This window comes from Desulfocicer vacuolatum DSM 3385 (assembly GCF_900176365.1).
Taxonomy (GTDB): Bacteria; Desulfobacterota; Desulfobacteria; order Desulfobacterales; family Desulfobacteraceae; genus Desulfocicer; species Desulfocicer vacuolatum.
In genome coordinates this window covers 46,763-65,041 of the sequence record NZ_FWXY01000007.1, presented here as the reverse complement: position 1 = coordinate 65,041, position 18,279 = coordinate 46,763, and the positions used below count along the sequence as shown (strand labels likewise).

The window sequence follows — 18,279 nt, the reverse complement described above, 5'->3', positions numbered from 1 at the left end:
AAAAAATGCCCCCCAAAGGCTTTTTATAGACTGGATTCCAACCTTGGAGCCAAGTCTTTTTATTATTCATAGCCACGTAATTTCCGGATTTCCCTTTGTCGCCTGGCAAGCAAGTCAAAGGAAAGACTGGAATCACTGTCCTGTTCTGCTATTTTTATTTTAGTTGTAAGACTGTTTTCGTTTTTGTTCCAGATCTTTACAATTCTATTTATCAAAAATTCCACTTTTGCATCCACATGATCCACATGGGGAACCTCCTCCATGGAAAGGGATGCCACCAAACGTCGCTGGGTATCGGTTTCAAGCACCTCCATGAGCCGGGGGACCATATTTTCATCCCCTTCCATATCAAGCACATACCCACCTATTTTTTTCAATTCCCGGGAATAAAAACGCTCCAGGACCCTCATTTGTTCTATCTTTTTCCTGATATGAGGAAACTGCAACATCATGGAAATCATCTGCTTTTCTCTACGCGCGCTCTCCTTTTCCATGCCCGTTTCCGGCGCTGTATCTCCATCCTGACGGGGGAGGTAAGCGATGTCGGACACACCGGCTGACTCCAGAAACGCCGTCCTCACCTTTTCCAGAACAGCGGTTTCATCAATGTTCAAGGTTTGTGACAGCTCATGGATATAAAGGGAGCGCGCCGCAGGGTCATCCACCCGGGCAAGGTGCTCTTTCATTTCCTGGATAATCTTTATTTTCCCCTCCACGGAAAGTCCGAACTGATCCACGGCGGCCCGGGTCAAAAAAGGAATAACAGACATGGCCTTTTTGGCACACGCCTCAAATCCTGACTTTCCATTCTGCTGCACAAAGGAATCAGGATCCTGGCCCTGGGGTAAAATAATAATCCGAACATCCAGCCCCTCTTTTAAGAAGGTACCAATACTTCTTTTTGCCGCATTAATACCGGCCATGTCTGAATCAAACACCAAAAAGGCCCTGGAAGCCGCCCCTTTCAGGAGTCTGACATGGGAGTCTGACAATGCCGTTCCAAGGGTGGCCACACAATTTTTAATGCCGCATTGATAAAGGGAAATAAAATCAAAATATCCTTCAACAATATAAACAGTATCTTCCTGCCTGCAATGGATTTTTGATAAATGAAGGCCGTAAAGAATTCTTCCCTTGCTGTATACCGGGGTTTCCGGGGAATTTAAATACTTGGGAACAGCATCATCCATCACCCTGCCGCCAAACCCTGCCACCTGGCGTGTAACATCAAAAATGGGAAACATAATCCTGTTGCGGAATCGGTCATAGTACCCTTTGGTTTCCCTGCGGCTGAGCACAAACCCCGAGGCCTGGGCCATTGCCTTTGTCACTTTGTGTTGTTTTAAGAACAGAACCATGTCGTCCCAACGATTGGGAGAATATCCAAGGTTAAGTTCTTTAATGGTGTCACGGGTGATACCCCGTTGTTCAAGATAATTCCGGGCATGTTCACCGGACGGTGTCTGGGTCAAAAGATGAGTATAATGAAGCATGGCCTGTTGATTTAATCGATAAAGCCCCTCCCGAAGCATCATGTGTCTTTCTTTTTCCGGGCTTAAAGGTTCGGTCTCGATGGCAATGCCACACTTATTTCCTGCCATTTTCACGGCCTCAGGAAAAGAGATACCATGGTATTTCATCAAATAAGAAAACACATTTCCTCCGGCACCGCACCCAAAACAATAAAAAATCTGCTTATGGGGGCTTACGGAAAAAGAGGATGTTTTCTCAGAATGAAATGGGCATAGTCCAAAAAAATTCATCCCTGATTTTTTCAGCATAACAGATTCAGATATCACGGAAACAATATCTGTGGCAGCTGAAATTCGGGAGATAATTTCTTCGGGAATACGCATGGAATGGGCCAGGCTCCAAAAAACTAATCTTTAAGTATCATGGTAAGGATATGTGTTTCATGTGCGCAAACAAAATGCGCACCAAGACACACTCCGAAAATGCCCCAGGGGGGTTCACCGGGAGCATCACAAAACTTTAAAAATAATTACTGGTCACCGGATGTCAATACACCACACAAATACAAAAGCACTCCAAAGCCCATGTTTTGTGCAGCTGAACCATTGGAATTGTTCGAATTTAGAGTGCCCCTTTACTGGAAAGAGCACCTACGACCCTTTCATCCAGACAGCAGGCCGCGTTCATTGCACGTCCCAGGGCCTTGAAAATAGATTCAATGATATGATGTTCATTTTCACCATAATCACAACTGATATGAAGATTCAGTCCTGCCTGAACACTGAATGCCCGGAAAAACTCCTTGGCAAGATATGCATCAAAGGGCCCCACAGATCGAATGGTTTCAGGAAGATGATATACCAGGTACGGCCGATTGGAAAGGTCAACATTGACCCGGCTGAACGCTTCATCCATGGGAACAGCCCCGGCCCCATATCGGGCAATGCCATGCCGATCCCCCAGGGCCTTGGAAATTGCCTGACCCAGCACCAGACCGGTATCTTCCACAGTGTGATGATAATCCACCTCCAGGTCTCCCTGCACTGTAAGAGTAAGATCAAAAAAGCCATGGACGGTGAAAAGTGTGAGCATATGATCAAAAAAACCAATCCCTGTGGACACACGGGATTTTCCTGTTCCGTCAATATTGATCTCAATACCTATTTTTGTTTCTCTGGTTTCCCTTGTCAGTGATGCCGTACGAACCATTTAATTTAACCTTGCAAAGCATTAGTGGTTATAATATATTTACTTCTTTATTTTTATTGCCGTTATCTCCATTAAATTCACAGAGTCTTTAAATGTACAAAAAAAGATAACATTGTGTCAAACGGTTTTTTAACATCATTCATTCTGATCTTAACCGTCCAGGGCAATTCATGGACACGTTGACATTACAATGAAATGTTAAAATTCATGTTCAACGCCTGTATATGCAGTACAATATTCAAACATACTGGATATTTGAATATGTAGTCCAAAATACTAAAGCCTTGCAACGGTAAGGCTTGTACTAAAATGCAGTTTTGGGGTTACGGCACACAACAAATGAGGTTTCTTACTACGATGACATCAAAATTATCCGATGCTTACAAGCTTGAAAAACAAGATCATGATAAAATAATATCTCCCGAAGCAACCATTGAAAATTTTAAAAACAACACGGCAAAAGCAGGACTGAACATTCTCAAAGAAACCCGGCGCATTGATAACGGACGTCTGGACATTCCAGTGTATTTCAGCGTATGCGGCCACGACGCCCACGTCCTCACCGGCACAAAGAAACAGATGGGCAAAGGCGTTTCCCCCATCCTTGCCGAAGCCAGTGCAGTTATGGAGCTTGCTGAACGCTTCAGTCTTTATCGCTTTAAAACGGCCCCGGAAAACATCAAAAAAGAAACACAAGAGAACGCTTCATCCCCCCTGCCCTTTTCCCTTATTGCCGCATCTGTCCTGGATGACCGATCGGAAGAGACCATGGCTGTCTCCAGGGAATTTTTTTCAAAACTGCCATTTCAATGGGTCAAGGCATACAATGTCACCCGGGACAAAGAGATGAGTATTCCCCTGGACTGGTTTTTCATGATCAATGAGTTCAATGGATCATCAGCGGGAAACTGTCTTGAGGAAGCGGTTTTACAAGGAGGGTGTGAAATTGTGGAACGCCACGTGTGCGCCATCATATGCAAGGAAAAAAAATCCGTTCCATACATTGATCCACAATCGGTGACCAATCCTTCAACCCGGGAACTCATTGCCAAATTTGAATCCGCAGGCATCAAGCTTTATATAAATGATTTTTCATTAAACACAGGAATTCCCACAGTGGGGGTACTGGCCTACGACCCGGCCACTTTTCCTGAAACCAGTGAAATTGTATGGACCGCAGGCACCGCCTCCAGCCCGGACAAAGCCCTGAGCCGGGCTCTCACCGAAGTGGCTCAGCTGGCCGGGGATTTTAACACCCCTTCCAATTATGTGGCCAGCGGGCTGCCCAAATTCACCAATCTTCACCAGGCCGACTATATCATCACCCCCCTTGACACCAACACAGGAGAGACAATACCCCTTTCAGCCCTTCCCGATATTTCCAGTGCCAATATCCGGGATGAAATAAAAGCACTCACACGGGAACTGTCACGTTTAGGATTTGAGCTCATGGTTCTGGACACCACAGACCCCCAGCTTAAAGTGCCTGCCTGTTACACCATTGTGCCGGGCACCTGTTTTAGAGAACGGGCAGAAAACAGCAGCATTGTGATGTTCTGTGCCAAGCATATTTATGAAAACAATGCCCCCGTGGCGGCCTTGTCCCAGCTTGACAAAATATCTGGCATGCTCCCCGGCCAATATTTTATCTCATTTTACCAGGGTTTGTGTCACCTTGCCATGGGAGTTCCTGATAAAGCCCTGGGATATTTAAAACAAGCTTTGACAGAAAATCCCACACGCCAGGATATCCCCAGCATCTGCTCCTATGCCGGGGTGTGCCTTAAAGAAATGGAGCAATATGAAGAGGCCCTGACCATTCTTAAAAAGGGCATTGATATTGATGATGAGCGGGAAGACATTTTCAATCTCATGGGTTTTTGCCATTTCATGCTCAAGCAGCACCCCCAATCCATTGACTGTTTTCGCAGGGTTCTGGAGCTGAAGCCCGGATCTGCCATTGACCATGCCAGCATTGCATCCAATTACCGGGAAATGGGAGAAAAGGAAAAAGCCATGGATTTTTATGAAATGGCACTGGCCATTGATCCCGGCCTGGAATTTGCCAGGACAAATCTTGAAAAACTCCAGGGATCAATATAACTGCCACGGGCAGATCATATTGGGATTTGACCTGCCCACAACGAAAAATGAAACTCTAATTATTACAGGTTCTTGGACGGAGTTTCATATAAACCCACATGGCTGTAACCTCCAGCCACAACGAACAATGAAAAAGTAGTTGCTGTGAATACCCAGCACCTGCTTTGTATATAACGGGCATGTCCTGTGGGATACAACAAATATAGGGTCGTAGACGCGGAGCCAAATGGTATTATACCGCCGCCCCCCGACGGGCAATGGGCCCGGACCGGAACTGTAGACAGCTCAATTGTCCGGTTCCTATTGCCCGTCGGGGGGCGGCTCTGCTGAGGTTGCCTTGGAGGCTGCATTGTATATAAACCGCCACGGGCGGTTCTTATTCTGACCTCGTTCCGCCCACAACAAAGATAGAAATTCTCCACATATTTACGGAGTATTTCATATAAAACTGCCCCGGGCAGACCATATTTTGACCTTGGTCTGCCCACAACAAAACAATTATTTTATTAATTTAACGACCTGACGAAACAAATCGCCTTCGGCCTTCTGGAGCAATTCAAAGAAAATCATCTCCACACTGGTCACCCCTCCCCCGGCCTGGCAGATACGATCAATGCCCAGCTGCCGATTTTCCGGGGTCCGGGATGAGACACAATCTGCCACCATCTGGACTTCACAGCCCTGATCCAAAAGGTCCACCCCGGTTTGGTACACACAGATATGGGACTCAATACCGGCCAACAATACCTGTTTCCTATTAATAGCATTAAACCGATCCATGAACTGGGAATTTTTACAGCAACTAAAGGTATGTTTGGAAATGGGTTCAATATCAGGTGTCAATAAATCTGAAACCTGGGAAATGGACGATCCCAGCTTATCAGGAAGCTGCTCCATCCAGACAATGGGTACATCCATGGCTTTCATCCCCTGAATCAAGGTGGAAACAGATGAAAACAAGGCATCACTTTCATGCATCATGGTGGCCAGTTTTCCCTGGATATCAATAACCAATAAGACTGTATTGTCCAATGTATACATCAGTGTCTCCTTTTTAATTTTACAGAATTAACGCATCACCGCCACGGGCGGATCGTATTTTGACCTTGCACACCCACAACAAAGCATACAAAGCTATGCTTTGCACGCGTTTTTTATAAAAAAAAGACCATTATGAAATAATACCTTCGCCAATTTTGTTTTAATTTATAACTCAACTTTCGGGCTTCATTTCAAAACCGGCATTTTTAAATGTACCGATGGGGTCAGTGTGCCGATGGGGTCAGGCTTTTGTTATTGATGTTATCGACCAAGGCCTTTGCCAACGAAAAAAGCCTCGATAATGTCAATAACGAAGGCCTGACCCCACCACGAAATGCGAACACCGAAAGTTGAGTTTATAATATGTATTGCATATATAGATATTTAAATAGCCCTTAAAGACACTATATAGAGTTCTCTATCTCTGGTTTTAAACTGACTTAAAATTTAGCGATGATATTGTGAAACATATCTACTGCAACGTCAAATCTTAATTTTAGGATAACTGCTTCTGAACAGGCCGGAGCCACACTGGTCTGGAAGATGTATCATCCTAAATCTTAGCCTTGACTATGCACTACTTAGTGTAGATCACATATATTTCAAAATAAGTGCTTGCCCGGTAAAAAGCTTTCTGGTAAATTTAAACATTATGAAATCATACATTCCCCTCAAAATAATTGATTTTTCAGTAAAGCTTTCCCTTGTCATGCTGTTTTGCATTCTCTTTGCCGGATGCGGCGGGGGAACCGGCGAGATCCCTTTGGAAACATTGAAAAAAACACTAAGGGACCAACCCACTTTCTCCGTGCTCCTTGACGACATGAAAGAAGAGGGAACCTTTGTAAAAAATTATTTTCATCGTTATCTTGTGGTATTACCCGATGAATCTTCCAAAACCCAGTGGTTCCAGGTGCCCAAGGAGTATTATAACAAGAACATAGATTTCCTGGGAATGACACTGTTGACAAAAAAAGAGGGCGCATATGACGATGCGGTTTCCCCGCCGGGATACGGGTTTGTGGGGGATGAAAATTACGGCAGATGGCGGGATGACGGCAACGGCGGCTCCTTTTGGGAATTTTACGGCAAATACGCCCTGATTTCCAGTCTGTTTGGCGGCTGGTACAGCCCCATTCACCGCCATGATTACAGAAGCTACCAAAGTTATCGATCCAAAAGAAAACCCTTTTTCGGCAGCAGCAAACAATATGGATCCTCGGGAAAAATTGTAAAAGCCACACGCCCCACTTTTTATTCCTCCCGGATGTCCTCGGTGAATGCCAAGAAATCTTCCTTTTCCAACAAGGTAAGTCAAAAAATCGGCCGAACCAAAACCGGTCTTAGAAGTAGAGCAGGGGGATCTGGAAAATGACCATTGACGGACTGATTCTGGGGATAATTTATTTTATTGCTTTTTTCATTCTCTTTTTTGTGGGAAAAATTTGCTACAACCTGCTTCACCGGGAGTTCAATCTGAACATTGAGCTGGTGGAAAAAGATAACCCCGCAGTGTCCCTGGCTGTCACCGGATACTACGCCGGTCTTATCATCGCTCTGGGGGGTGCTTTGGTGGGCCCTTCCCATGGACTTCTCAATGATCTCATGGATCTGACCCGTTACGGCCTGCTCAGTATCATTTTATTAAACTTATCCACCTTTATATGTGATTGGATAATCCTGTACCAATTTAAAATTAAAGACGAGTTACTACGGGACAGAAATCAGGGAACCGGAGCTGTCTTACTGGGTACCTCTGTGGCATCGGGGTTTGTTATCCATGGGGCCGTATCAGGTGTCGGAGGCGGCATGGACACGGCTGTGGTCTTCTGGGCCATGGGCCAGATACTTTTGCTGGCGGCTTCCAAGGTGTATAATTTTATTCTGCCCTTTGACCTGCATGCAGAGATTGAAAAGGACAATGTGGCTGCGGGTGTTTCATTCTGTGGCGCACTCATTGCCATGGGGACCGTGGTGGGCCTTGCCGCAGAAGGTGATTTCATCTCCTGGACAGAAAATATCACCACGTTTGTGACCTATGCAATCACAGGGCTTGTTTCCCTGCCCCTTATCCGTATGCTCACAGATGCCCTTCTCATGCCCGGGGTAAAACTTTCCGATGAAATTACAGGATTTCGCAAAGACAAATCCATTGAAACCCGGGGTCCCAACATTGGAGCAGCTTACATTGAAGCATTCTCCTACATTGCCGGGGCATTCATTATTTTCTGGTGTATCTGATCCCAGGTGACTTTGTTCCAGCCATCCAGAAGCAGGACCCTTCAAATAGCCCTTTTTGCCACGGGTTGTTCAGGCATTGTTGCGGAATTTGTTTTATCCACCCTTGCCACTTACCTCATGGGCAATGCCACCTTTCAATGGACCATGATCATGTCCATCATGCTCTTTGCCATGGGGGTGGGAAGCGCCTACAGCCGTCACTTTAAAACCCGGCTGCTGGATACATTTGTTTTTGTGGAGTTCACCCTTTCTTCCCTTTGCAGTGTTTCGGCAATGCTCTGCTTTGGGCTGTCCCCCCTCCTGGAATCCCGGGAGCTTGTGATCTATCCCCTGGCCTTTGGCATCGGGTTTCTCATCGGGCTTGAAATCCCCATTGTCACCCGACTGAACAGCCAATATGAAGCCCTTCGCACCAACATTTCCAAAGTCCTTGAAATGGACTATTTTGGTTCACTCATTGGCGGCATTTTATTTGCTTTTGTGTTTCTACCGGTGCTGGGATTCATCTACACCCCGGTGCTGCTCGGCGGCATCAATTTTCTGGTGGCAAGCTGGCTTTTGTGGCGTTTTTTTGACCTGACAACATACAAAAAAACCCTTGTCGGTTCATTTATAACGGTTTTGCTTCTCATGGGAACATCTTTGTGGTTTGCCGGTGATATAGTTGCATTCAGTGAGCAGAAAAAATATAAAGATACCATCATCTATGCTGTTCAAACAAAATTTCAGAAAATCGTCATCACCCGGTGGAAAAAGGATTACTGGCTGTTCATCAATGGCCAGGAGCAATTTTCCACCTTTGATGAAGAAAAATACCACGAACCCATAGTTCATCCGGCCATGGCCATGGCCCCCAGCCGTAAAAAGGTTCTTATCCTGGGGGGCGGAGATGGTCTTGCGGCCCGGGAGGTATTGAAATACGCCGATGTGGAATCCCTTACTTTGGTGGATCTGGACCCGGTGATGACCGAGCTTGCCACCCATCATCCCATATTAAGCAAAATCAACAATAAAGCCTTCTCCCATGAAAAAACAACCATTGTAAACGGAGACGGGGCACTGTTTCTGGAAAAAAGCCCACAGCTTTACAATGTCATCATCATTGATCTGCCAGACCCGGACTCCATGGATCTCATGCATCTTTATTCCCACCATTTTTACCATACGGTAAAGGCCCATCTGAGCCGGGGAGGTGTCATGATAACCCAGGCCAGCAGCCCTTTTTTTGCCCGCAAGGCTTTTTTGTGCATTAATAAAACCATCCAGGCAGCAGGTTTTTCCACCCTTCCCATGCACAATGCCATCCCCACCCTGGGGCAGTGGGGATGGATACTGGCCGTGGACAAGAAGCTGATTTCCGCAAAAGCCCTTAAAGAAGTAGCATCCCAACTCACCTTTGACAACGTGGAAACCCGTTTTTTAAGTCAGGGTGCCATGGTGTCCATGATTCATTTTGGGAAAGGGGTATTTGACGTAACCAACGAAAAAATAAAAATTAATACCAGCCAGTTTCCTGTGCTTTACAGATATTATCACCAGGGCACCTGGGGGGTTTACTAAAAAAACTCATGAGTCCGAAGGTCTCATTTCTCATACCACATGGGATATGTTTAATGTTAAAGAAACACATTATGTGGCGTCAAACTGGAGGACTTATGACTGACGAGTAAAAAAAACAAATGGGAACAAAGGAGTCTCGCAACAATAAAAGGTATGACTTTTTATTTATATTTCCTTAAAATTCAACAACTTCAAAACGATAAGAAAGCTCATTTATTTCTATGCGACTTCAAAGAGACTCTAACCCGTCGACTTAACTTCAAATAAACACTATAAAACTACCCCATAAGATAAAATCCCAGATGTTTATCAAAAGGCGGAGGGTTATAAAAGTCAGCGATAATATTTTTCCCGTCAATAATCCTGATACTCACCCGCCTTTTAATCCGGGTTTTTTTGCCGTCATCCAGAGTTACACTGACATCCAGAAGATCTCCCACTTCAAATCCCTGGGTTTTTAAAATGGTAAACCCTATCCCCTGCATGGAAATATCATGTACTGAAATACGCCCAAACATTCTTTTATTAGAATGCTTAAAATCACCATTCAAAGAGACTTTTTTACGAAACCCCACCTTCAATTCCTGCTCTGCGTCCAATTCCATGGAGTCCTTGCTGATGCATGAGTGGAGATGCATCTCCATGCCATCATCCATGGTATTTTCACGGGAGGGTTGCTTTGAAAAACGTTTTTTCACAAAAGCCACCAAGTTTTCCAAAACATCCGTTTCTTGACAATGAACAAAAACATCCACTTGAAAAGGAATTTTATCCTCCAGAGAAACTGCATTGGAGAAAGTTGTCAATACTGCCTGACGCATCTTTTCCGTGGCTTCTCTTCCAGAATGTGGAAGGGTTATAATAAATTTATCACCTCCATAGCGAAAAATATCGTCTCCGTCTTTGAATACTTGTTTCAGCATCCTTGCCACACTTTTCAACACATCATCGCCTGCTGAAAATCCTTTTTGTGCATTGATTTGACTAAAATTAACCACATTCAACAATAGCACTCCAAAACGAACCCCATAACGTTTGAATGCTGACGGCATTTTTTTTACGGCATTTTCAAAACTGATTTTATTTTTCAAGCCGGTGACAGGGTCCATCAATGCCAGGCTTTTAAGGGTATGTTGATAATAGCAACGCTCTATGGCAATGGCGGCATACTCAGCAATGGCTTCAAGCACGGTAAGCTCCATATTGGTAAAATTTTCACCGGAAACCTTATTTACCAATTCAATGACACCAAAAATTTTATCATCTGTTTTTAACGGAACGCCGATAATTGAGCGGGTTTGAAATCCGGTGTTTTCATCAATAGCAGGAAAAAAATAATCGTCCTTGGCCACATCCGCCACAATAATAGATTGACCGGTTTCCATGATGCGGCCGACAATGCCTTTTCCCATGGGAATTCGCATTCCCTGGAGCTTTTTTTTCTGCTCGCCCACCACCACGGAAAATATCATTTCATTGTGCTTTGTATCTTTTAACAACAAAGACCAGTTCACCGGTTGAAATATTTTTCCCACCTGGTACATGACGATGTTCAAGGTTTCTTTCACAGTTCTTGCCTTGGCAAGGGGTTTACCAAGTTCAATGAAAAAAGACATATTGTTGAATTGATCATCCATGGCAGTTTTCCTGATTACATATTACAATAACGGCGCAAAAAGACGCGCCAGAGAATTTCGAAGCTGTTTTGCACGACCGATGACGGCATAATCCTCCCGGGTAAACTCCCGGGCATTTTCCATGTCATCATGAAACCGGGATTCCATATCCCCGGCAAGGGACTCATCATAAATCAAAGCATTAATCTCATAGTTGAGTTCAAAACTTCTCATGTCCATGTTTGCCGTGCCAATGGAACAGGAGCTGCCATCCACCACAATGGTTTTGGCATGCATGAATCCCCTTTGGTAATAGTATATTTTTACCCCGGCATTTAGCAGCTCCCCCACATAGGTTAAAGCCGCCCAGTAAGGAAGACGTTTATCCAAAAATCCGGTGAGCATGATGCGCACATCAATGCCGCTCAGGGCTGCCGTTTTTAATGCCATCACAATACTGGCATCGGGGATGAAATAGGGGGTATTAATAAAAATTGTCTTTTGCGCAGAGGAAATAAGCAAAAAATACAATTGCTTAATGGATTCCCATTTGGAATCAGGCCCGGATGTGGTCACCTGCACCGGCAATAGAGACTCCCCGGTATGATTGGAAATGGGCACCGGACAAATATCAATGTATTCGTTGGTGGTATTCAGCCATGACACTGAAAAAATTTCCTGTAAAACAGTAACAGCCTCACCTTTGATACGCATGTGAGTATCCCGCCAGGCGGGGAATTGCTCCCCTCCGTCAATATACTCCTTTCCCATATTCATGCCACCAATGTAGCCAATCCCACCATCGATAACAACAATTTTTCGATGATTACGGTAATTAAGTGTATGAATTTTCAAAGGGGACTGGAAATTATAATAGGGATATATCTTAATACCCATTCCCCGTAATTTTTTAAGGTATCGTTTGGAAAGATAGTTGCCGATGGAATCATATAAAATACGGACATCCACACCTTGTTGAACTTTCTGTTTTAACACCTCAACCACTTGATGGGAAAGAGGATCAGACTTCCATATGAAATATTCCATATGAATATAATTACGGGCCGAAAATAAATCATCCAGAAGCACATTGAATTTGTCGGCCCCTTCAAAAAAAATCTTAATATCTGTGTTTCGTGTGAGGATTGAATCAGAATTTCGATACAAAAGCTCCATGAGTTTTTTATGTTCAAACAATGAATACTTTTCAGCAAGCCATCCCATATCAGATTTTTGCTGATCAATGATTGTCTGATGAATTTCCTGCATCCGCTTTTCAAGATTTTGACGCACAAGGGTCTGCCCAACCTTTTTGCGCATCCCCCTGCCCACCATGAAATAAACAAGAATGCCGCCAAAAGGGAAAAAAATAAAAACCAGAAGCCAGGAAAGCGTGGTTGCCGTCTCCCGATTATCCAGTAAAAGATAAAAAATAGTTATGGAAATATAAATATAGAGGATAAAAATAAACAGGGAGTTCCACCAGGACATAGATGCTTTCCTTCTGACTCAGTCATCAAATTATCGACATGATCACAAAAACAGACTCAATTCGGGATCAGGGAAACTTCAACTCCTTGACATTATTTTTTTTTCTTATCCAGTTTAACATGATCTGGATGGACTTGATACTGACCATTTTTTTTTCCACCAGTCGCTTTCCTGGAAAATCAATGAGCATTACCCCAATCAATATGGTCAAAAGCCCCTGCCCGGGAACAAAAAGCATGACAATTCCAGCCAAAACCAGAAGAACACCCGCACAGTTTTTGATCACTCTCCGTATCCCTTTGGCCAAAGGGGTGCGGTGGTTTGATGATCTTAATGAGCGATGAATAAAATAGGACTCGGGAATTCTGCACACCAGCCAAGGAATAAATAATAATGTCCCTACACACAGGATACAGGAAAGGAGCACTCCTTTAAAAATCATACAACAAATAAGCTCCAAATTTACCGTAATGATCCTTTGAAGCAAATTCCACCCCCATCATGGGATGTTTTAAACCTCTTACAATAACCTCTTTTTCCACCTCTGAATTGGAATTTTCACCCAAAATAAATTTGACAACAAACCGATCTCCCACCTTCAGAGCCGTTTTAAAGGTCATTTTGAGACACATTCCGCTGTGAGAAATATTTTTTACCAAAAGAGTTCCATGCTCCTTCCCCCAGACATAGGTTCCAGAAAAATTAACATCTTTTCGAATATGTTGTCTACGCTCAAATATGACCGGATAGGAATGCCCACAGCTGCATTTACACTTAATTTTAACAGCTGACTCTAAACCCATAAATTTTGAAACGTCCTTCTCTTTTATAAGCCCGCATTCCGGGCACTTAAAGGTCGCTTTTTTATCATTGGAGACATACACTTTTTTAATCATCGTTCCATTCCTGATTTACGTACAGATAAACCCATAGGTCACAAGTCTTTATTTACCATCATCCACGTGTTATTTAAATTCTTACACAAAGCACGAAATAACCTCTATTTAAAGAATACTTATAACTTACGACAATAACGAAAACAAATAAAATTTATCTTTGATGAAAATGGGAAAAAGAATTGTTGCCGTACAAACAATAAAAAAGGGATGGATAAATTCCCTTGACCTTAAAAATAGTGGCTGGTATACAGAATTTTTATAGTTTACTCAACTTTCGGTGTTCGCATTTCGTGGTGGGGTCAGGCTTTTGTTATTGACATTATAGAGGCTTTTTTCGTTGACAAAGGCCTTGGTCGATAACATCAATAACAAAAGCCTGACCCCGTCGCACACTGAGCCCATCGGTACATTTTAAAATGCCAGCTTTGAAATGAAGCCCGAAAGTTGAGTAGTTTAACTATTTATTAAATTGTTTCAGGATAAAGCTCCATGACAAAAAGTACCGCAATCCATATATCAATCGTCGGCCTTCTTCAGGCACGGCACGGCAGAAGAAATGTGCATGGCCACAGGAGCGCCTTTTTGTAACTGATCAGTTTTAAATAAAAATTACCAAAAGCCCGCTTCGTAAGAAAGCGGGCTTTTTTTGTTTGGAGAAACAATATATGTTTAAATTCAGCAAATCACAGAAACGTTTTTTAGGATTACTGCTCACCCTGGCGATACCCATTGCATTGCAAAATCTTTTGACCTGTTCCATGAGTGTCATTGATATCCTCATGGTGGGCCAGCTCAATGAAACAGCCATTGCGGCTGTGGGCATTGCCAATCAATTTGTCTTCATGTTTATTGTTATTCAGTACGGCATCCACTCTGGAGTGTCTATTTTCACAGCCCAATACTGGGGCAAAAAAGAGATGAGCCGGATCAAACATCTGTCCGGTATGGGTATTCTGGCTGGACTTACCGTGGCAGCTCTGTTCAGTTATGTGGCCCTGATTCTACCGGACAACCTCATCTCCTTTTTCTCAAAGGATGAGGCAGTAGTTCGCCTTGGGGCCGATTATATTAGAATAGTGGGGGGTTCCTTTGCCTTTTCCGCCGTAATCTTTTCATTCATGTGCAACCTGAGAAGTATGGGTTTTGTTAAGGTACCCATGGTCTGTTCTATGGTGGCCGTCACCTTTAACATCGTTCTCAATTACATCCTTATTTTTGGAAAATGGGGATTCCCTGCCCTCGGAGTCACCGGAGCAGGCATTGCCACCTGTACCTCTAAAATTGTTGAAGGGCTTTTCATGGCCGGTATTATTTATGGAAAAAATTATCCCCTGGCCGCAAACTTCAAGGAGATGTTCAGCTTTGGCAGACCTTTTTTGGGCAGAGTGTTTACCACCTGCTGGCCGGTATTCCTCAATGAGCTATTCTGGGTAACGGGAATAAGCCTTTACAAACTGGTCTATGCCCGGATCGGAACGGAATCCATTGCCGCCGTAAACATTGTGACCACCATCGAAGAATTTATGTTCATTCCTTTTTTCGGCATTTTCCATGGGGGGGCCATCATGATTGGGAACAGCATCGGTGCAGGCCAGAAAAAAACCGCTCAGGCATACGGACAATTCATTTTGATCACCCAGTTGATCATAGCTGTCGGTGCAGGCTTCCTCATGATTTCCTCTCGGGAGTTTGTTCTCTCTTTTTACAACATTTCCCCGGCCACATACGAAAATGCATATTATCTGATGCTGGTGTCAGGGCTGATTTTCTGGGCAAAGACCACTAATTTTACAACCATTGTTTCGGTTCTTCGAAGCGGAGGAGATACGCAGTTCGGTTTTTTGCTGGACCTCACCGGTGTCTGGTGCATCGGTGTTCCCATGGCTTTCTTTACCGCCTTCTATCTGGGACTGCCGGTTTATTGGGTTATGGCCCTTGTCGCCGTGGAAGAATTATTCAAGCTGGGTGTGGGAATTCCACGTTTCTTCTCACAAAAATGGATCCGAAATCTTGTGACGGTTTGATAAAAAGACAGGTAAGCCCATTCAACCAAAGCCTCAAGCTGCCCATGGGGAACCCACCCAATTTTGAGCAGTCTCCTTGCATAAAATTATTTTCCACGGGCAATCCTGCTCAAAGATTCACACAGACTGCCGGGTGGACCTACCGGGGAGAAGGGAAGCGTGAAGTTTGAGATTTTGAAGAAGATTGCCGGGTGGGAGGCTGCTGCAAGAAGATTGGCAACTCAGAACAATGATTCTACCAGAGCAGTTAAGGAAAAGTTTCCTACACAGGCCAAACCAGAAAAAATACTTGGAAGCCATCTATTCGGAATTGTGGTAGACGGTACCGGGAGCGGTATAAAAATACCGCTTTTAGCAGCCCCCATTCTGCCCCCATAAAAAAAAGTGGGGACTATGTGGGCACAAAGAAAAAGACCAAACAAAAAAGGGCCACAGCCAACTGACTGTAACCCCTTGATTTTATAGTGGCGCGCCCGGAGAGATTCGAACTCCCGACCCCCTGATTCGTAGTCAGGTGCTCTATCCAGCTGAGCCACGGGCGCGCAAACCCCTCTTAGATATATTTATGAGCACTGTTTGTCAATCTATTTTTTAAATTATTTTCACATTGATTTAGAATTAAATTGACCTCCACCCAAAAAAATGGATATAGATAGGCCATGAATGAAAGGGATTACATGAAGCTTGCCCTGGAGCAGGCCCTTAAAGCCCGGCAGCTGGATGAAGTACCTGTGGGGGCTGTGGTGGTTGACAGCAAAGGAGATGTCATCGGACAAGGACATAATCAAACCATCACCCAAACGGACCCGTCGGCCCATGCAGAGATGCTGGCCCTGCGAAGCGCTGCCAAAAAAACGGGTAATTACCGACTGGGCGGAGCCACCCTTTATACCACCATTGAGCCCTGCATCATGTGTATGGGTGCGGTGATCCATGCCAGGCTCTCCCGGGTTGTTTTTGGCGCCCCCGACCCCAGATGGGGAGCCGCCGGTGCATTATACAATTTTGCTTCTGATGCCCGATTGAATCACAATCTTGAGGTTGTATCCGGCATTTGTGAAGACGAAACACGCGCTATTATCAGAAGCTTTTTCAGAAATAAAAGGAGAAAAAAGTGTCAAACATCGTAGTTGTCGGCACCCAATGGGGTGATGAAGGCAAAGGAAAAATTGTTGATATTTTAAGTGGATCTTCCGACTACGTGGTAAGATTCCAGGGAGGAAACAACGCGGGACACACCATGGTGGTGGATGGCAAGGAAATTATCAGCCATCTGGTTCCGTCTGGTATCCTCCAGAAAAAAAAGTGCTTCATCGGCAACGGCGTAGTGGTGGATCCCATGGTATTGCTCGAAGAGATAGACTATCTCAAAGACAATCAAGTGGATGTTTCTCCAGATATGCTGAAAATAAGCAACAGAGCCCACATGATCATGCCCTACCACAGAGCCATTGACAACGCCCGGGAAATTAAAAAGGGAGCGGATAAAATCGGCACCACCGGTCGCGGTATCGGTCCATGCTATGAAGATCGAGCCACCCGTCGGGGGATCCGCTTTGCAGATCTTCTTGATCCTGATTTTTTTGCTGATAAAGTCACAACCATCATGGAAGAAAAAAACTTCTATCTTGAAAAATTCTTTGATACAGAGCCTCTGGATCCCAAAGAGGTGATCAAGGAGTACATGGCTTTAAGGGATCGTCTCCTGCCTTACATTGCAGATGTGTCTGTGATTTTAAATAAAGGAATGGATGAAGGCAAAAAAGTACTTTTTGAAGGTGCCCAGGGTACCCACCTGGACATTGAGCACGGAACATACCCGTTTGTCACCTCTTCCAGCACGGTTTCCGGCAATGCGGCCTGCGGTTCAGGTGTGGGGCCTTGCCGACTGGAGGAAATAATAGGCATTGTCAAAGCATACACCACCCGGGTGGGGGCAGGCCCCTTTCCCACAGAGCTCTTTGATGACACTGGAGAAGCGATCCAGAAAAAAGGGGCAGAATTCGGTGCCACCACCGGCAGACGACGACGATGCGGCTGGCTGGACATGGTAATCCTTAAAAATGCAGCCCGCCTCAACAGCCTCACCGGCCTTGTGATCACCAAACTGGATGTTTTAGATGAGCTTAAAGAGCTTAAAATCTGCACCGGATATGAATACAATGGTGAAATCATGGAAGATTTTCCTGCCAGTATCAAGGCCCTTGAAAACTGCACACCGGTCTATGAAACCCATCCCGGCTGGCAGAGTGACACTTCAAAACTTAAAAGCCTTGATCAGTTTCCGGAAAATGCAAAAAAATACCTTGCCAGGATTGAGGAGTTGTCCGGGGTGAAGATTAAAATTTTATCTGTGGGACCGGGCCGGGAAGCCACCATTATTCTGGATTCATTTTTTTAAAATTTCACCATTTTTTTCCATCTTTAAATCTGCATTGAGATGGATAAGATTCCCTTGACAAGGTTTAAAAAATAAACTATTAATATGCGTCGTTTGGATGTCGGGATGTGGCTCAGTCTGGTAGAGCACAGCGTTCGGGACGCTGGGGTCGGAAGTTCGAATCTTCTCATCCCGACCACCCAAATAGAAAAATAAAATAAAAGGCCCGGGAGTCAATTTGA

At 44.4% G+C, this 18,279-nt stretch carries 15 protein-coding genes and 2 tRNA genes; 9 read left to right on the top strand and 8 right to left on the bottom strand.

The window, feature by feature from the left end; translation table 11 throughout:
• Positions 1–62: 62 nt before the first annotated feature.
• Entirely contained in the window at positions 63–1,856 is a 1,794-nt protein-coding gene (dnaG, locus tag B9A32_RS08065) for a DNA primase (RefSeq protein WP_084068286.1), read from the bottom strand.
• 238 nt (positions 1,857–2,094) lie between these two features.
• On the bottom strand, positions 2,095–2,682 hold the full coding sequence (gene hisB, locus B9A32_RS08060; protein ID WP_084068285.1) for an imidazoleglycerol-phosphate dehydratase HisB: 588 nt from the start codon (positions 2,680–2,682) through the stop codon (positions 2,095–2,097).
• 357 nt (positions 2,683–3,039) lie between these two features.
• Between hisB and B9A32_RS08055 the strand changes: the two genes are divergently transcribed.
• The gene (locus tag B9A32_RS08055; RefSeq protein WP_084068284.1) at positions 3,040–4,785 is read left to right on the top strand and encodes a YcaO-like family protein; all 1,746 of its coding nucleotides are present in this window, start codon (positions 3,040–3,042) and stop codon (positions 4,783–4,785) included.
• Positions 4,786–5,283: 498 nt separating this feature from the next.
• Here B9A32_RS08055 and B9A32_RS08050 read toward each other — a convergent pair whose 3' ends face one another.
• Positions 5,284–5,826 (bottom strand): isochorismatase family protein, encoded by a 543-nt coding sequence (locus B9A32_RS08050; RefSeq protein WP_084068283.1) that lies wholly within the window; start codon positions 5,824–5,826, stop codon positions 5,284–5,286.
• A 652-nt stretch (positions 5,827–6,478) separates the two neighbouring features.
• Here B9A32_RS08050 and B9A32_RS08045 point away from each other — a divergent pair.
• Genes B9A32_RS08045 through B9A32_RS08035 form a run of 3 tightly spaced genes read left to right on the top strand, consistent with a single transcriptional unit; the run spans position 6,479 to position 9,627 of the window.
• Positions 6,479–7,201 (top strand): hypothetical protein, encoded by a 723-nt coding sequence (locus B9A32_RS08045; RefSeq protein ID WP_084068282.1) that lies wholly within the window; start codon positions 6,479–6,481, stop codon positions 7,199–7,201.
• Positions 7,198–8,067 carry a DUF350 domain-containing protein gene (locus B9A32_RS08040; RefSeq protein WP_084068281.1) on the top strand — a complete coding sequence of 290 codons (870 nt, stop codon included), beginning with the start codon at positions 7,198–7,200 and terminating at the stop codon, positions 8,065–8,067. Before B9A32_RS08045 ends, B9A32_RS08040 begins: the two co-directional genes overlap by 4 nt.
• A 12-nt stretch (positions 8,068–8,079) precedes the next feature.
• Positions 8,080–9,627 (top strand): polyamine aminopropyltransferase, encoded by a 1,548-nt coding sequence (locus tag B9A32_RS08035; RefSeq protein ID WP_212637860.1) that lies wholly within the window; start codon positions 8,080–8,082, stop codon positions 9,625–9,627.
• 278 nt (positions 9,628–9,905) lie between these two features.
• Here the strand turns inward: B9A32_RS08035 and B9A32_RS08030 are convergent, their stop codons facing one another.
• From B9A32_RS08030 to B9A32_RS08015, 4 genes are all read right to left on the bottom strand, one after another.
• Positions 9,906–11,264 (bottom strand): sensor domain-containing diguanylate cyclase, encoded by a 1,359-nt coding sequence (locus B9A32_RS08030; protein WP_084068279.1) that lies wholly within the window; start codon positions 11,262–11,264, stop codon positions 9,906–9,908.
• A gap of 21 nt (positions 11,265–11,285) precedes the next feature.
• Positions 11,286–12,734 carry a cardiolipin synthase gene (cls, locus tag B9A32_RS08025; RefSeq protein WP_084068278.1) on the bottom strand — a complete coding sequence of 483 codons (1,449 nt, stop codon included), beginning with the start codon at positions 12,732–12,734 and terminating at the stop codon, positions 11,286–11,288.
• A 67-nt stretch (positions 12,735–12,801) separates the two neighbouring features.
• Complete coding sequence (locus B9A32_RS08020) at positions 12,802–13,176, bottom strand: PGPGW domain-containing protein (protein ID WP_084068277.1); 375 nt, start codon at positions 13,174–13,176, stop codon at positions 12,802–12,804.
• Positions 13,166–13,630, bottom strand: coding sequence for a PilZ domain-containing protein (locus tag B9A32_RS08015; RefSeq protein ID WP_084068276.1), 465 nt, complete (start codon positions 13,628–13,630; stop codon positions 13,166–13,168). The genes B9A32_RS08020 and B9A32_RS08015 overlap by 11 nt, the downstream gene beginning before the upstream one ends.
• A 668-nt stretch (positions 13,631–14,298) precedes the next feature.
• Between B9A32_RS08015 and B9A32_RS08010 the strand changes: the two genes are divergently transcribed.
• Entirely contained in the window at positions 14,299–15,657 is a 1,359-nt protein-coding gene (locus B9A32_RS08010; protein ID WP_084068275.1) for an MATE family efflux transporter, read from the top strand.
• Positions 15,658–15,816: 159 nt separating this feature from the next.
• Complete coding sequence (locus B9A32_RS08005; protein ID WP_084068274.1) at positions 15,817–16,035, top strand: hypothetical protein; 219 nt, start codon at positions 15,817–15,819, stop codon at positions 16,033–16,035.
• An 87-nt stretch (positions 16,036–16,122) separates the two neighbouring features.
• Here the strand turns inward: B9A32_RS08005 and B9A32_RS08000 are convergent.
• Positions 16,123–16,199, bottom strand: a tRNA-Arg gene (locus B9A32_RS08000).
• 117 nt (positions 16,200–16,316) lie between these two features.
• On the opposite strand from B9A32_RS08000, the gene tadA reads away from it, so the two are divergent.
• The 3 genes from tadA (at position 16,317) to B9A32_RS07985 (ending at position 18,236) form a co-directional block, all read left to right on the top strand.
• Positions 16,317–16,787, top strand: coding sequence for a tRNA adenosine(34) deaminase TadA (gene tadA, locus B9A32_RS07995; RefSeq protein ID WP_084068273.1), 471 nt, complete (start codon positions 16,317–16,319; stop codon positions 16,785–16,787).
• On the top strand, positions 16,772–18,058 hold the full coding sequence (locus tag B9A32_RS07990; protein ID WP_084068272.1) for an adenylosuccinate synthase: 1,287 nt from the start codon (positions 16,772–16,774) through the stop codon (positions 18,056–18,058). Before tadA ends, B9A32_RS07990 begins: the two co-directional genes overlap by 16 nt.
• A 101-nt stretch (positions 18,059–18,159) precedes the next feature.
• A tRNA-Pro gene (locus B9A32_RS07985) sits at positions 18,160–18,236 on the top strand.
• Positions 18,237–18,279: the final 43 nt, after the last annotated feature.

Coding starts and splice junctions, on each gene's coding strand:
- dnaG (WP_084068286.1), bottom strand. CDS start 1,856: ATGCGTATTCCCGAAGAAATTATCTCCCGAATTTCAGCTGCCACAGAT.
- hisB (WP_084068285.1), bottom strand. CDS start 2,682: ATGGTTCGTACGGCATCACTGACAAGGGAAACCAGAGAAACAAAAATA.
- B9A32_RS08055 (WP_084068284.1), top strand. CDS start 3,040: ATGACATCAAAATTATCCGATGCTTACAAGCTTGAAAAACAAGATCAT.
- B9A32_RS08050 (WP_084068283.1), bottom strand. CDS start 5,826: ATGTATACATTGGACAATACAGTCTTATTGGTTATTGATATCCAGGGA.
- B9A32_RS08045 (WP_084068282.1), top strand. CDS start 6,479: ATGAAATCATACATTCCCCTCAAAATAATTGATTTTTCAGTAAAGCTT.
- B9A32_RS08040 (WP_084068281.1), top strand. CDS start 7,198: ATGACCATTGACGGACTGATTCTGGGGATAATTTATTTTATTGCTTTT.
- B9A32_RS08030 (WP_084068279.1), bottom strand. CDS start 11,264: ATGGATGATCAATTCAACAATATGTCTTTTTTCATTGAACTTGGTAAA.
- cls (WP_084068278.1), bottom strand. CDS start 12,734: ATGTCCTGGTGGAACTCCCTGTTTATTTTTATCCTCTATATTTATATT.
- B9A32_RS08020 (WP_084068277.1), bottom strand. CDS start 13,176: ATGATTTTTAAAGGAGTGCTCCTTTCCTGTATCCTGTGTGTAGGGACA.
- B9A32_RS08015 (WP_084068276.1), bottom strand. CDS start 13,630: ATGATTAAAAAAGTGTATGTCTCCAATGATAAAAAAGCGACCTTTAAG.
- B9A32_RS08010 (WP_084068275.1), top strand. CDS start 14,299: ATGTTTAAATTCAGCAAATCACAGAAACGTTTTTTAGGATTACTGCTC.
- tadA (WP_084068273.1), top strand. CDS start 16,317: ATGAATGAAAGGGATTACATGAAGCTTGCCCTGGAGCAGGCCCTTAAA.